Here is a 13,945-nt window from a genome sequence, read left to right on the forward strand (position 1 = left end):
TTTAAGATGGGATCTCCGACTGACGCTCTTTGAAGTGCTCATATATGGAGCCTGGGAGGCGTGTTGGGCTTTGAGATGTCTATTTAATGCTGAGCATACTTCAAGAGCTAAGGCCAGGGTCCCCATCTGAAATCCTTCGCTGTGAAGGGATTGTCTCCATTCAACACTCTTTCAAGAGATAACGTCTTTGTAAATCATGTTTGGTACTGGTTTTCATCAAGATAACATTGTGATAACATTGTTTTTATATTTTAGCAACACGAGCACACATATGATCTATGTTATTGCAATAGGGACTTTCCAGGCATTTACAGCCGTTCTATTACTATGGACGAACAGATTGAAAAGTAAGGCGGACGCTTTGCTTATTTTGCTGTTGTTATGTATTGCCGCCCATCTGGCGACAAAATTCTATATCTATACTGTTGTCAGTGATGCGCATATCCGGTTACAGATGAACACCTTCATTGGTTTCTGTTATGGTCCGCTGCTTTATCTATATACACTTAAAAATAAAGATGAATCGTTCATTCCTGCGTCGCGTTGGTATGTGTTCATTCCGTTTATATTAGGTGCGATCGGTTATCTGACTGTCGTATGTGTACTGGAATTCTCTTTACAGGCGGGATATGCGGCTTTGCTGGTCTATAATCAGATTTCGACCTGGACGATGTTAGCTGCCGGCGCGTTTTTTCCTATGCTGACGCTCCGGGTCGCGCGAAAAAATCTGCGCAATAAACCACAGGAGTTACAGCTGATAGAATGGATCTCTTATTGTTTGTTAGCGATCACCGTTGTTTCACTTATTTTTCAGGGTATCAATGCATTGCACCTGTTAGGATATCAGGACCAGATCTTTTGCAGGGACATTATATATTCGATCCTGCTGGTGGTGTGTTTTATCATTATCCGTTATAAATATGTGGCAGTCGTTCCGCCGGCGATGTATGTGGAAACAGTTGTAATACCAGCCATTCAGGAAGAGATACCTGCAGAGAAGGCAAATGTGATCGATATACCGGAAGCTGTAATGGAAATTGAACCATTACCGGCGCATGTTGCGATAGTACAGGATTCGGCGATAGACGATGAAGATATCAGTGCACAGTCCTCTCCTGTTCGCAGAACCCAATTGTCGATTACCGAGCATCGTGAGATCATGGATAAGCTGGAACAACACCTGCAACGAACAAGGATATTTACGGATGCGGATCTGAATATGGATAAACTGGCGGGTTCCGTTGGCATCAGCAAATACCATCTTTCCGAAGCGTTGAATTCCTATGCTTCCAAAAGCTTTTATCAGTTTATTAATGAAATGCGCATCGAACGAGCTATCCAACAGATGCAGTTTATGAGTAGCAGAGCGCTTCCTGTAAATGTACTGACCCTCGCTTTTGATTGCGGCTTCAAGGCCAAGTCTTCGTTTAATCAGTATTTTAAGAAAATAACGGGGCTGACGCCCACGGCATACCTCCGTTCCGTCGCCGAGATGCGGACTGAAACATTGTAATCTTTCCTATCTTTGGCTATATGAGCCCTATCAAAACAAGGAAAGTCCTCCTTTATTTCATACTGTTTTTACTGACAATCCCATTAGGTCTGGCTACCCGCCGTTATCCCGGTTATTTTCCGTCTATCATAAGTGTTTATGGCGGTGATATACTGTATGCCACCTGTCTGTTCTTCCTTTTACGCTTTCTCTTCCCGGTTACAGAATTACTGAAAATTGGCATTATCAGCTATCTTGCCTGCATTGCCATTGAGTTACAACAGCTGTATAAAGCCCCGTGGATCGTGGAACTGAGAAGAACATTTCCCTTTGGGCTGATACTGGGCTATGATTTTGCCCTCAGCGACTGTGTCTGCTATTTCATAGGTTGCTTACTTGGTCTGGGTATTGGCTGGTTACTGGAACACCGTAGCTTTGCTCACTAAACTCCTTTCCTGTTTTCCCATAAATGCCTATTTTCTCCTTCGGCAATTTTATTCGTTATAATAAATTGGTTATGAAACTATTTAAAAGCGTCACGTTATTATTACTATCATCCATTTCCCTCAAACCATTACAGGGATGGAGCCAGGGATTTCTTGCAGCCCAGGGCGCCAAAATTGTAAATGAAAAGGGAGAAAATGTACTGTTGCGGGGTATCGGTATGGGAGGCTGGATGCTTCAGGAAGGGTATATGCTCCGGGTAAATGGTGAAGGCCAGCAATATAAGATCCGCGCTGGCATTGAAAAGCTGATTGGTCCGGAGAAAACACAGGAGTTCTACGACGCCTGGCTGAACAATCACACGACGAAAGCGGACATTGATTCTCTGAAAGCCTGGGGATTTAATTCCGTTCGTTTACCCATGCACTTTAATCTGTATACCCTGCCGGTTGACAAAGAGCCTGTCGCCGGACAAAACACCTGGCTGGAAAAGGGATTTACGATGACGGACAGCCTGCTGTCCTGGTGTAAGGCCAATCATATGTACCTGATCCTGGATCTGCACGCAGCGCCAGGCGGACAGGGGAATGACCTGAATATCTCCGACAGGGATGGTTCCAAACCTTCTTTATGGGAAAGTGAGCCTGACCGTCTGAAGACCATTGCGCTCTGGAAAAAACTGGCCGAACGTTACCATAATGAACCTTATATCGGTGCATACGATATCCTGAATGAGCCTAATTATGGCTTTGAAGATCCGGACAGTGACAAAAACGGTCTGAAGGAGCAAAACAACGTTCCTCTGAAAAAACTTATGCAGGATATTACCCGCGCTATCCGGGAAGTAGATGACCGCCATATCATCATTATTGAGGGAAATGGCTGGGGAAACAATTACAACGGCATCCTGCCGCCATGGGATAAGAACATGGTGCTGAGTTTTCATAAATACTGGAATCTGAACGACACGAAATCTATACAGCATATCCTTGACTTCCGCCAGAAATACAATGTGCCGGTATGGTTGGGTGAAACCGGTGAAAACTCTAATGTATGGTTCACAGAAGCGATCCGTTTATTTGAAAAGAACAATATAGGCTGGTCCTGGTGGCCGCTGAAGAAACTAGGCGCTAATAACCCACTGGAGATCATGCCAAATGACAACTACATGCGCGTAATAGACTATGTTAGCGGTAAAGGCAGCGCACCGTCTGCAGATGTAGCCTACGAAGGACTGATGGAAGTAGCCAGAGGTGCAAATATCAACCGGAACATCCTGCACCGTGATGTGATTGATGCGATGATCCGCCAGCCGTTCAGTGATAAAACGCTTCCATTTAAAGCCAATAATATCAATAACAAAGGCGAAATCAAAGCGGTAGATTATGATCTGGGTGCATTACGGGCAGCTTATTTTGATACAGATACGGCTAACTATCGCATTTCCAACCCGAAATGGACTGGCGGCAATCGCGGCAGAACATATCGTAACGACGGTATTGACATCGTTGCTGATTCGACAGAAAAGGATACTTATTATGTAACGGATATTGTGACCGGTGAGTGGATGAAGTATACGGTGACTGTACTGCTGAAAGGCAGATATAATATTTCATTTGTGGCGGCTCCTGGTAAAACTCCGGGTAAACTGGCGCTGAGTATTGACGGTAAACCTATTGGAAAAGTAACGGTTATTCCGGCGAAAGAGAACACCAATGGCGCATGGCAGACCTATACCCTCAATAACATTCCGTTAAAGAATGGCCGCCAAACCCTCCGCTTATCCGCCGAATCGGGAGGATTTGACCTGAAGGCCATCCGTTTTGAGAAGTCCCCTGTCCCGTAAATAATTAGGAATTAGGAATTAAGAATTAAGAATTGGAATGCAGCGGAGATCTTCGCGTTTTAATTCTTAATTCTTAATTCTTAATTCTTAATTCTTAATTCTTAATTCTTAATTCTTAATTCTTAATTCTTAATTCTTAATTCTTAATTCTTAATTCTTAATTCTTAATTCTTAATTCTTAATTCTTAATTCTTAATTCTTAATTCTTAATTCTTAATTCTTAATTCTTAATTCTATAGTGTCCGGTTAAAATTGGGATTACCCCTTTATTCCTTTTAAACTCAATATAGATGGGAGGGGCTTACTGCTATTATAAAAGCAAGCCCCCCCTCTTTTTTTAAAAGGAGAATAATTTCAATTGCAGGTTTATCTGATCTGGCCCCTTATTATGCTGTAAAAGTGCATACTCGGGTTCTGCCAGAAAATTCATTAGGTGGATATAAGTGTAAAGATGTAACCTTAGAAAGCCAGTTAGGTTACTAAAAGACCATTTTTTACTCCCTTTCTCTGTCAGCTTGTCTTTTACGATCTTTGTCAGTAAATCCTTTATTAGCGTGCACCAGAGCTGTATACTTATAGCATTCTTGTTTTCACCTAAAAAATTGTTTAATTGAGAGTTCTGCTTAATTCTTTTAAAAAGCATTTCGATTGCCCATCGCTTTTGATACAATTTCCTGATCGTTGTCGGCGTATAAGTAAAATTGTTTGTTAACAGATGTATTTTCTTTTTTGTATTTCTATCGTAAATGCTGATTACACGCGCCGTCTGTACAGGACTTTTCTCCTCTGTTAGAGGGTTACCTAGTTGAATAACCCAATCTTTTAAGATACCTTTTCTTTTATGGAGTATTTTTAATCTGTTTCGTGTCAATAATTTTATTTTCATACTCTTGGTTACACGAGTTACCCACGTGATCTCTTTTTCAGTCCATTCCTTCATGAGTTTATAGTTCACATAAGCTCTATCCATGGCTATTATAGAACCTGGCAAGAGCTCTAACTGTGGCATAATGATTCTATCATTTTTGGCAGCTTCCGTCAGAATAGTAAAGCTTGGTAGTTCTGTTTTGGCCGTCATCAATACGTGCGCCTTTATTCCTCCCTTCTTTCTGCCGTCCATTCTAATTACACCTGCCCCCTTCATTACATTAGAAAATAGGCTGACCGTCGTCGAGTCCACTATGAATAACCGGTCAACCAACGATTTTCTCTTTCGGCTGTCCGGGGAAAACGCTTGATAATGATGGTTATATAGACGATGATAGAGCTTTTCAAAAAACGCCACCGGACGCGTCCTGTTAGCATCGGAAATAGTGCTTCGACGCGGGGTATGTTTAATGCCCAAATGGTGAAGCCGATGCTGGTTGGCTAACAATCCTGTATGAAGCTCTCGTAATGAAGTACACTGATGAAAACTACTAAATAGCATTGTTACCAAATGGTCAAAAGCCTTAAAATGCTTATAATAGTAATCTGCGTTTGTCTCTCTACAGACTTTATCTATCAACGTGGTTGGTATAAAAGAAAGTAGTTGATTAAAAATCGGCTGTCCGGAAAAAAATTTACTTTTGCTCATAAGTAAGTTCTAGTGTGGTAACTTAAACTTACTGAAAAAGGAGGCCTCGGCCTCCTTTTTTTATGACTTAATCCCATATTTTTACCGGACACTATAGATTCTTAATTCTTAATTCTTAATTCTTAATTCTTAATTCTTAATTCTTAATTCTTAGTTCCGTCATCTCCTCCTCCGTAAACACCCGGGAACGGGTATGAAACCTGACTCCCAATGGAATTTCCAGTGAAAAGCTACTACCACGTCCTCTGATGACGTCCAGAATCAGCTGTGTGTGTTTCCAGTAGTTAAACTGGTCCGCACTCATATAAAATTTACACCCGGCGATTTCGCCCAGGCATACATCCGATGCGCCTACTTTAAATTCCCCTTCCGGAAAGCACATCGGTTGAGATCCGTCACAACAGCCCCCACTCTGATGAAACATAAGGGGGCCATGCGTGTGACGGAGCTCATTGATCAAGGATATGGCTTCAGCTGTTGCTATGATTCGAGCGGTCATGAAATTCAATTAGGAATTAGGAATGAAGAATTAGAAATTAGGAACAAAATGTCGGGAATCAGGATTCAGGACTTACGAGTCAAGATTCAGCATTATTTTTTAAGCATAATAGAAGCCTTCATCTCTGATCTTCGCCGCATTGACATTCCTAATTCCTAATTCTCTAATTCCTAATTAGCTGATTTCGATTATTAAAAGAAACCTAATTTCTGTTTACCATAAGAAATCAGCATGTTTTTGGTCTGACGATAGTGATTCAGCATCATCTTATGCGTTTCTCTGCCAAAACCTGATTTCTTATATCCACCGAAAGGCGCATGTGCAGGGTAAGCATGATAGCAGTTTACCCATACTCTACCGGCATTGATCGCGCGGGGTACCTGGTATAGTTCATGCGCATCCCTGGTCCATACACCAGCGCCTAAGCCATACAGGGTGTCGTTGGCGATGGCGATGGCTTCTTCTGTTGTTTTAAACGTCGTCACGCAGGCTACCGGACCGAATATTTCTTCCTGGAATACCCTCATTTTGTTGTTTCCCTTTAGCAGGGTCGGCTGCACATAATAGCCATTTTCAAGACCGCTGTTCTGACGGAAAGCTTCACCACCTGTGAGCACTTCTGCACCTTCCTGTTTACCGATATCCAGGTAACTGAGGATCTTCTGGTACTGGTCTTCGGAAGCCTGTGCACCCATCATCACGTTTGCATCCAGCGGATTACCCATTTTAATGGCTTTTGTACGCTGGATCACGCGGTCCATGAAACGGTCGTAGATATGTTCATGTACAAGTATACGGCTGGGACAGGTACATACCTCACCCTGGTTGAGGGCAAATAATACGGCGCCTTCCACTGCTTTATCAAAAAAGTCGTCGTCTGCGTCAGCTACGCTTTCGAAGAAAATGTTCGGACTTTTGCCACCCAGTTCCATAGTTACCGGGATCAGGTTTTCTGATGCGTACTGCATGATCAGTCTACCGGTGGTAGTTTCGCCTGTAAATGCCACTTTCTGCACTTTTGGCGAAGAAGCCAGCGGTTTACCTGCTTCCACTCCAAAACCGGTGACGATATTCAATACGCCTTTTGGCAGTACCTGACCAATCAGTTCCATCAGTACCATAATACTGGTCGGCGTCTGTTCAGCAGGTTTTACTACCACGCAACAACCGGCAGCCAGTGCGGGCGCTATTTTCCAGGTAGCCATCAGGAGGGGAAAGTTCCAGGGGATGATTTGTCCGACAACACCGATCGGCTCGTGCAGATTAATGCTTACAGTAGTTTCATCGTGTTCGCTGATGGTGCCTTCTTCGCTGCGGATTACACCTGCAAAATAGCGGAAGTGGTCAACTACCAGCGGCAGATCCGCCGCTTTGGTTTCCCTGATCGGTTTACCGTTATCTATTGTCTCCACAACTGCCAGGTAATCCAGGTTGTCTTCCACGATCTGTGCGATCTTGAGCAGTAAATTACTGCGGTAGGAAGCAGCTGTTTTACCCCATGATGTAAAAGCAGCATGTGCTGCATCGATGGCTTTGTCAATATCCGCAGCATTCCCCCTCGCAGCCTGTGTAAATACTTTACCATCAATCGGGGAAATGTTATCGAAATATTCACCGCTGGATGGTGGCGCCCATTCACCGTTTATAAAGTGATCATATCTGGGTTTGAATTCAGGACGTGCCGCCAGGGTTGAAGGGGCAGCAGATGATGCAATGCTCATAGTAGTGGAATTTGGTTTAACATGAAATAATACTGCTAAGATCATGAACTAAGCAGAAGACACGGATATTTTCGTACTTATTTATAGCACGATCGTACCTTAATTTTGAGAAGGCGGAAAATTTGGTTAACTTGTTAATAGTAAACACATTACTCTTATGCAGATAAAAAATTATTTGCAGAAAATTGACCTTGCCGTTCCACGTGAGTTACAGACCTTAGTCGAAAACAGACGCGTGTTCAATCTGCGCAATTGTGAACTGAATATTTTTGAAAGTTATGAGCAGGCGTATCACGTACCACTCACTTTCAACGACCTGGTCATCACCAGCATGATTAGGGGCAAAAAGGTGATGCATCTCTCCGATAAACCTTCTTTTGATTACCTCCCGGGCGAAACTGTGATTGTGCCTCCGCAGGAAACCATGATCATTGATTTTCCGGAAGCCACCGCCGAGAATCCGACACAGTGTATTGCGCTCGCCATCGATGACGTTTACATCCGCGAAACGGTGGATTATCTCAATAATTACTATAACAGCGGAGAAGGCCGGCAGAACTGGCAGCTATCCTTCCACCAGTACCATTTTGAGAATAATCATGAAATTACAGAACTCATCAATAAACTGATCCGTATCTGTACCAGTCAGGATAAATCCAAGAATATCTATGCAGATCTGCAACTGAAAGAACTGCTGATCCGGCTCCTGCAAAGTCAGCAGCTGGGACAGGCCGTAGAAAGCAGTGTAGCGGATAATAACGGCAATCGCCTGAATTTTGTGCTACACTATATCCGGGAACACCTGACAGAAAAGATTGCGGTAGATGCTCTGAGCAGAAAGGCGTATCTGAGCAGGAATCTGTTCTTTAAATGGTTCAGGGAGCAGTTTGGGATCACGCCAGTGGAATATGTCAACAAAGAGAGAATCAAACTGGCGAAAGAGTTATTGGCAAAGCCGCAAAGCTCCATTTACGATGTAAGTAAGCTATGCGGCTTTACCGATGTAAATTATTTTATCCGGGTATTCCGGAAGATAGAAGGTACTACGCCTAAAGTCTATCAGTGTCAATTAGGAATTAGGAATTAAGAATCTATAGTGTCCGGTTAAAATTGGGATTACCCCTTTATTCCTTTCAAACTCAATATAGATGGGAGGGGCTTACTGCTATTATAAAAGTAAGCCCCCCTTTTTTTTTAAAAGGAGAATAATTTCAATTGCAGGTTTATCTGATCTGGCCCCTTATTATGCTGTAAAAGTGCATACTCGGGTTCTGCCAGAAAATTCATTAGGTGGATATAAGTGTAAAGATGTAACCTTAGAAAGCCAGTTAGGTTACTAAAAGACCATTTTTTACTCCCTTTCTCTGTCAGCTTGTCTTTTACGATCTTTGTCAGTAAATCCTTTATTAGCGTGCACCAGAGCTGTATACTTATAGCATTCTTGTTTTCACCTAAAAAATTGTTTAATTGAGAGTTCTGCTTAATTCTTTTAAAAAGCATTTCGATTGCCCATCGCTTTTGATACAATTTCCTGATCGTTGTCGGCGTATAAGTAAAATTGTTTGTTAACAGATGTATTTTCTTTTTTGTATTTCTATCGTAAATGCTGATTACACGCGCCGTCTGTACAGGAGTTTTCTCCTCTGTTAGAGGGTTACCTAGTTGAATAACCCAATCTTTTAGGATACCTTTTCTTTTATGGAGTATTTTTAATCTGTTTCGTGTCAATAATTTTATTTTCATACTCTTGGTTACACGAGTTACCCACGTGATCTCTTTTTCAGTCCATTCCTTCATGAGTTTATAGTTCACATAAGCTCTATCCATGGCTATTATAGAACCTGGCAAGAGCTCTAACTGTGGCATAATGATTCTATCATTTTTGGCAGCTTCCGTCAGAATAGTAAAGCTTGGTAGTTCTGTTTTGGCCGTCATCAATACGTGCGCCTTTATTCCTCCCTTCTTTCTGCCGTCCATTCTAATTACACCTGCCCCCTTCATTACATTAGAAAATAGGCTGACCGTCGTCGAGTCCACTATGAATAACCGGTCAACCAACGATTTTCTCTTTCGGCTGTCCGGGGAAAACGCTTGATAATGATGGTTATATAGACGATGATAGAGCTTTTCAAAAAACGCCACCGGACGCGTCCTGTTAGCATCGGAAATAGTGCTTCGACGCGGGGTATGTTTAATGCCCAAATGGTGAAGCCGATGCTGGTTGGCTAACAATCCTGTATGAAGCTCTCGTAATGAAGTACACTGATGAAAACTACTAAATAGCATTGTTACCAAATGGTCAAAAGCCTTAAAATGCTTATAATAGTAATCTGCGTTTGTCTCTCTACAGACTTTATCTATCAACGTGGTTGGTATAAAAGAAAGTAGTTGATTAAAAATCGGCTGTCCGGAAAAAAATTTACTTTTGCTCATAAGTAAGTTCTAGTGTGGTAACTTAAACTTACTGAAAAAGGAGACCTCGGCCTCCTTTTTTTATGACTTAATCCCATATTTTTACCGGACACTATAGAATTAAGAATTAAGAATTACCGCGAAGATCTCCGCTGCATTTCAATTCTTAATTCTTAATTCTTAATTCCTAATTCCTAATTCCTAATTCCTAATTCCTAATTTTTCTTTATTTCTTCCATTCATTATCAGCTGGCGTGTAATCCATATAGATGATTCCATCCAGTTTTACCGCACTCACTGATTTATTAACCTGTACATTGACGGTAATACGTTTGCCGCCGTTTTTCCAAACAGCAGGTGTCTGGTGTACTGTTTTGCTGCTACCATCCTCAAAGGTCACCACAACATCAAACGGAATCGCGAATCCGCCGTTATTCATTATCGTCAGTTCTGCATTGTCTTTCTTCGTCTTTACATCTGTCAATTGCAGGTCAATATAATTATTGCTGAAGAACCAGTTGTTCCAGAACCAGTTCAGATCCTGACCGGAAGCGGTATTAATGGAATTGAAGAAATCCCATGGCATCGGATGTTTACCATTCCAGTTGTTCATATATGCGTGCAGGGATTTACGGAATGCCTGATCGCCCAGCAGGTCTTTCAGTGCCAGATAAGCAAGGGAAGGCTTGCCATAGGCGTTATTACCATAACCGACACCGCTTAACTGGTGAGACTGCGAAATGATCGGCTGATCTTCTTCTGCGGATGCATCATTGATGTAAGATCTTACCCGGAATAACTGGTAGAATTTATCCGCCGCTGCTTTTCCTTTTTCGGCAATACCAATCAGGTATTCGAAAGTGGTTGCCCAACCTTCATCCATGAAGGCATAACGGCTTTCGTTAATACCCATATAAAAAGGGAAATACGTATGCGCGATTTCGTGATCCTGTACCAGTTGCGCAAAACCTAACTGTTTGCCTACAGTCGCATCATTGACCATCATCGGGTATTCCATATCCGCAAAACCCTGGAAAGCGGTCATTGTCGGGAAAGGGTATGGTATACCTGGCCAGTTACGGGAGAACCAATCCAGGGCATAGCGGGAAAAATCCACAGAATGATGAAAGTCTTCGGCAGCATCATCGTAGGCGGCCTGAACGCTGGTACGTCTGCCGGTACTGCTGTCTACCACTACGCTGGATGCATCCCAGACATAATGATTGCTGGTACCAAACGTAACGTCAGCGATGTGAGCCGCCGTGAATTTCCAGGTGTTCCAGTCTTTCTGCTGTGTTACCTTGCCACTGCTCATTTCCTCTTTGCTGGCGATATGCATCAGCTGGTCAGCCGTATAAGAGTCTTTCAATCTTTTAGCAATCTCCGGCTGTAATACATCGGCAGCATTTCTGCAAAACGCCTGTTCCCCACACTACATAGTTTTTGGGCACAGTTACAGCCACATTATAGTCATTAAAATCGCTGTAGAACTCTACCCTGTCCATGTGTTCGATCAGATCCCAGCCATTGTAATCGTCATATACGGAGACACGTGGATAGGCATAGGCGAGGAAGAAAGTAGTACTGTCTATTTTACCTTCCCTTCCACTCTGTTGAGAAAGAGTATAATGCCAGCTGACATGCAGGTCCAGACTGTCTTTAGCATTCAACGCCGCAGGCAGTTTTACATTACCTACCGTGGCGATATCGTTGTCAAAAGGCACATTGGCGCCGTTAACCAGAAAAGTATCGATAATGACGCCTTCTTCTGTCAGGAAGTCTCTCCCCACATAACCGGAGCGGGGTGCGTTTACTTTATGCAGATTACAGATCAGGCGGATCACCAGACTGCGCAGTGTATCAGGACTGTTATTGATATAGCGGATATTCTCCTGGCCATATACCACGCCGGAAGGAGCATTGACCTTTAACTGTATATCATAACGGCCTTTATTCTGCCAGTAACGTTCCCCGGGTTGTCCGTTCTTCGATCTGGTCTTATTGGCATAGGCCTTTTTAATGTTGCGGGGTACATACAGCTCCTGGGCTGAAGCCATGCCGGCATAACCGAGCATCAGCATCAGGGCGATCAGCATTCTGGTCATAAGTAGTATTTAGATATCCTGCAAATATACATACCCCTCAGAATAGTAGGTTGAAACAGGCATAATGATTGTACCACTCATCATAAAAACAGGCACATATGAATACTTTCACCATTGATCACAATAACGGCCCATTGACGATAGAACAAGCCGATAAGCATCGTTTTAAGGTAGCTTTTCCTGACAAGACCCTGGTACTTTTCCTGAAGCAGGATAATGAAGGCGCTAACCACTGGTTTGAAGACGGAACGGATAATGAAACACCTGAAACCAAGGAAATAGGGATGGCGATAGATAATTATCTGGCGAAACAGTGATTTTAACTTAGGTTAAATTGTTTCTGCTTTGCTGCTGGTAGTTTTGCTGTATCAATTACAAACACAATAAAACCACAGCAATGGCAACGACTCAAACATTAAGTACCGGCGATCGTATTCCTGATTTCAGTTTACAGGACGAGAACGGCCAGCTATTTAATATTCGCGACTACGTCGGCAAGAAAAAGCTCGTTATCTATTTCTACCCGAAAGATGAAAGCGCTGTCTGCACAAAAGAAGCCTGCTCATTCCGGGATAGTTATGCCGATTTTACAGATGCCGGCGCTATCGTGATCGGTATTAACGCCGGTAGCGTGGAAAGCCACCGTTCCTTTAAGGAGCATCACCGATTACCATTTACGCTGCTGAGCGATCCGGGCAATAAGCTGCTGAAACAATTCGGTGTCAAAAATGTACTGTTCCTGACGGGTAGAGAAACATTCCTCGTAGGACTGGACGGAAAGATTGAAGCCAGTTTCAGAGGCTTTCTGAAAGGAGATGCACATGCAGAAAAAATGCTGGCGATGTTGCGTGTTAATGTTTAGTTTATTACATATTGCCTGTATAGGGTTCATGCCCTGTACAGGCATTTTTTCAATTAGGAATTAAGAATTAAGAATTAGGAATGGATGAATAGTGTGTCCAGATGTACCAATACTTTTTATATATGATTTTCTCAAGAGGTAATACAGCAGCACGCTTTAGAAATTTCTGAAATGGTTAATGAATGGTGTTCCGGTATTATTATAAGGAAGGCTATATAGTACTTAGATAATGGTTATCTTACATTAGTGTTGCGTTGAAAACGCAGCACTAATGTAAGATAAGTATAGTCTGACTATCTTCAGGAGACAGTAAAAGAAGTAGCGTAATTTACTAAATTAAGTAATGCTATAGCGTTATAAATGGGAACATTTTTTCTGCTTTCCAGGGACCATGTAAATAACGCCAGGTCTTCAGACCGGTTGTTTTTATATCAAAAGGCGTAAAATCCTGCGACAAGGCTTCGTGCAGTTGCTGCGCCTTAAAATTCGTCACTTTATTCTGTACTGTAATATGTGGTCGCAGTGTTTGTTTATCCTGCCGGATCAACCATGGTTCAAAAGCCTGTTGCAGACTTACATGTAACAATTGCAACTCCTCCGATTCCAGTCTGTAAGCGACCCCATTCCCGAAATGTACGATCCCCGCTACTTTCAGCGTCACAGGCTTTCTTTGTGCAGCCTTCTCCAGGGCAGTTGTAATCTCACTTTCACCTGCCGGTAAGTGATGGAATAATGTAATATGTGCATCCAGGTAATTCGCATGTGCAGGGAAGTATTTCCCACGCAGATCAGTAAAATGTCGTTGATACACTTCTTCCATCTCCAATGTAACGATCAGGATACTACTCATTTTCTATATTAAATTCTACTCAATATTAAACGATTCTGTGTAACAAAGATGCGACGAAATCCGTTACTGATAAAGCTTATAGAAAAGCGCATGTTATAACACGCATAACAAATTAACGTAGACAGCTTAAAAAATGAA

At 42.5% G+C, this 13,945-nt stretch carries 13 protein-coding genes; 6 read left to right on the top strand and 7 right to left on the bottom strand.

Annotation, left to right across the window (positions count from 1 at the left end; translation table 11 throughout):
• Positions 1 to 271 precede the first annotated feature (271 nt).
• The 3 genes from CPIN_RS20600 (at position 272) to CPIN_RS20610 (ending at position 3,782) form a co-directional block, all read left to right on the top strand.
• On the top strand, positions 272 to 1,513 hold the full coding sequence (locus CPIN_RS20600; protein WP_187294672.1) for a helix-turn-helix domain-containing protein: 1,242 nt from the start codon (positions 272 to 274) through the stop codon (positions 1,511 to 1,513).
• A 20-nt stretch (positions 1,514 to 1,533) separates the two neighbouring features.
• On the top strand, positions 1,534 to 1,938 hold the full coding sequence (locus CPIN_RS20605) for a ribosomal maturation YjgA family protein (RefSeq protein WP_012791779.1): 405 nt from the start codon (positions 1,534 to 1,536) through the stop codon (positions 1,936 to 1,938).
• A gap of 71 nt (positions 1,939 to 2,009) precedes the next feature.
• Complete coding sequence (locus tag CPIN_RS20610) at positions 2,010 to 3,782, top strand: cellulase family glycosylhydrolase (RefSeq protein WP_012791780.1); 1,773 nt, start codon at positions 2,010 to 2,012, stop codon at positions 3,780 to 3,782.
• Positions 3,783 to 4,119: 337 nt separating this feature from the next.
• Here CPIN_RS20610 and CPIN_RS20615 read toward each other — a convergent pair whose 3' ends face one another.
• The 3 genes from CPIN_RS20615 to CPIN_RS20625 all read right to left on the bottom strand — a co-directional run bounded on the left by CPIN_RS20615 (position 4,120) and on the right by CPIN_RS20625 (position 7,578).
• Positions 4,120 to 5,358, bottom strand: a complete 1,239-nt coding sequence (locus CPIN_RS20615; RefSeq protein WP_012791321.1) for an IS4 family transposase — start codon at positions 5,356 to 5,358, stop codon at positions 4,120 to 4,122.
• 136 nt (positions 5,359 to 5,494) lie between these two features.
• A complete protein-coding gene (locus tag CPIN_RS20620; protein ID WP_012791781.1) occupies positions 5,495 to 5,857 on the bottom strand; it encodes a DUF779 domain-containing protein in 363 nt (120 codons plus the stop codon).
• 191 nt (positions 5,858 to 6,048) lie between these two features.
• On the bottom strand, positions 6,049 to 7,578 hold the full coding sequence (locus CPIN_RS20625; RefSeq protein WP_012791782.1) for an aldehyde dehydrogenase family protein: 1,530 nt from the start codon (positions 7,576 to 7,578) through the stop codon (positions 6,049 to 6,051).
• A gap of 157 nt (positions 7,579 to 7,735) precedes the next feature.
• On the opposite strand from CPIN_RS20625, the gene CPIN_RS20630 reads away from it, so the two are divergent.
• Positions 7,736 to 8,665, top strand: a complete 930-nt coding sequence (locus CPIN_RS20630) for an AraC family transcriptional regulator (protein ID WP_012791783.1) — start codon at positions 7,736 to 7,738, stop codon at positions 8,663 to 8,665.
• 107 nt (positions 8,666 to 8,772) lie between these two features.
• Here CPIN_RS20630 and CPIN_RS20635 read toward each other — a convergent pair whose 3' ends face one another.
• From CPIN_RS20635 to CPIN_RS39380, 3 genes are all read right to left on the bottom strand, one after another.
• A complete protein-coding gene (locus CPIN_RS20635; RefSeq protein ID WP_012791784.1) occupies positions 8,773 to 10,011 on the bottom strand; it encodes an IS4 family transposase in 1,239 nt (412 codons plus the stop codon).
• Between the two features lie 205 nt (positions 10,012 to 10,216).
• Positions 10,217 to 11,359: a M1 family aminopeptidase gene (locus tag CPIN_RS39375; RefSeq protein WP_245552019.1), complete on the bottom strand. Its 1,143-nt coding sequence runs from the start codon at positions 11,357 to 11,359 to the stop codon at positions 10,217 to 10,219.
• Between the two features lie 4 nt (positions 11,360 to 11,363).
• Positions 11,364 to 12,095: a gluzincin family metallopeptidase gene (locus CPIN_RS39380; RefSeq protein WP_245552020.1), complete on the bottom strand. Its 732-nt coding sequence runs from the start codon at positions 12,093 to 12,095 to the stop codon at positions 11,364 to 11,366.
• A 98-nt stretch (positions 12,096 to 12,193) separates the two neighbouring features.
• On the opposite strand from CPIN_RS39380, the gene CPIN_RS20645 reads away from it, so the two are divergent.
• Both CPIN_RS20645 and CPIN_RS20650 read left to right on the top strand, forming a co-directional pair.
• A complete protein-coding gene (locus CPIN_RS20645; RefSeq protein WP_012791785.1) occupies positions 12,194 to 12,412 on the top strand; it encodes a hypothetical protein in 219 nt (72 codons plus the stop codon).
• A gap of 80 nt (positions 12,413 to 12,492) precedes the next feature.
• Positions 12,493 to 12,957 carry a peroxiredoxin gene (locus CPIN_RS20650; RefSeq protein ID WP_012791786.1) on the top strand — a complete coding sequence of 155 codons (465 nt, stop codon included), beginning with the start codon at positions 12,493 to 12,495 and terminating at the stop codon, positions 12,955 to 12,957.
• A 346-nt stretch (positions 12,958 to 13,303) separates the two neighbouring features.
• On the opposite strand, the gene CPIN_RS20655 is transcribed toward CPIN_RS20650, so the two are convergent.
• Complete coding sequence (locus CPIN_RS20655; protein WP_012791787.1) at positions 13,304 to 13,807, bottom strand: 2'-5' RNA ligase family protein; 504 nt, start codon at positions 13,805 to 13,807, stop codon at positions 13,304 to 13,306.
• Positions 13,808 to 13,945: the final 138 nt, after the last annotated feature.

Origin of the sequence: Chitinophaga pinensis DSM 2588, from assembly GCF_000024005.1 — a bacterium.
GTDB classification, from domain to species: domain Bacteria; phylum Bacteroidota; class Bacteroidia; order Chitinophagales; family Chitinophagaceae; genus Chitinophaga; species Chitinophaga pinensis.

What these genes read in the sequence shown, in the direction of transcription:
- CPIN_RS20600 (WP_187294672.1), top strand. Translation starts at nt 272, where the DNA reads ATGATCTATGTTATTGCAATAGGGACTTTCCAGGCATTTACAGCCGTT.
- CPIN_RS20605 (WP_012791779.1), top strand. Translation starts at nt 1,534, where the DNA reads ATGAGCCCTATCAAAACAAGGAAAGTCCTCCTTTATTTCATACTGTTT.
- CPIN_RS20610 (WP_012791780.1), top strand. Translation starts at nt 2,010, where the DNA reads ATGAAACTATTTAAAAGCGTCACGTTATTATTACTATCATCCATTTCC.
- CPIN_RS20615 (WP_012791321.1), bottom strand. Translation starts at nt 5,358, where the DNA reads ATGAGCAAAAGTAAATTTTTTTCCGGACAGCCGATTTTTAATCAACTA.
- CPIN_RS20620 (WP_012791781.1), bottom strand. Translation starts at nt 5,857, where the DNA reads ATGACCGCTCGAATCATAGCAACAGCTGAAGCCATATCCTTGATCAAT.
- CPIN_RS20625 (WP_012791782.1), bottom strand. Translation starts at nt 7,578, where the DNA reads ATGAGCATTGCATCATCTGCTGCCCCTTCAACCCTGGCGGCACGTCCT.
- CPIN_RS20630 (WP_012791783.1), top strand. Translation starts at nt 7,736, where the DNA reads ATGCAGATAAAAAATTATTTGCAGAAAATTGACCTTGCCGTTCCACGT.
- CPIN_RS20635 (WP_012791784.1), bottom strand. Translation starts at nt 10,011, where the DNA reads ATGAGCAAAAGTAAATTTTTTTCCGGACAGCCGATTTTTAATCAACTA.
- CPIN_RS39380 (WP_245552020.1), bottom strand. Translation starts at nt 12,095, where the DNA reads ATGACCAGAATGCTGATCGCCCTGATGCTGATGCTCGGTTATGCCGGC.
- CPIN_RS20645 (WP_012791785.1), top strand. Translation starts at nt 12,194, where the DNA reads ATGAATACTTTCACCATTGATCACAATAACGGCCCATTGACGATAGAA.
- CPIN_RS20650 (WP_012791786.1), top strand. Translation starts at nt 12,493, where the DNA reads ATGGCAACGACTCAAACATTAAGTACCGGCGATCGTATTCCTGATTTC.
- CPIN_RS20655 (WP_012791787.1), bottom strand. Translation starts at nt 13,807, where the DNA reads ATGAGTAGTATCCTGATCGTTACATTGGAGATGGAAGAAGTGTATCAA.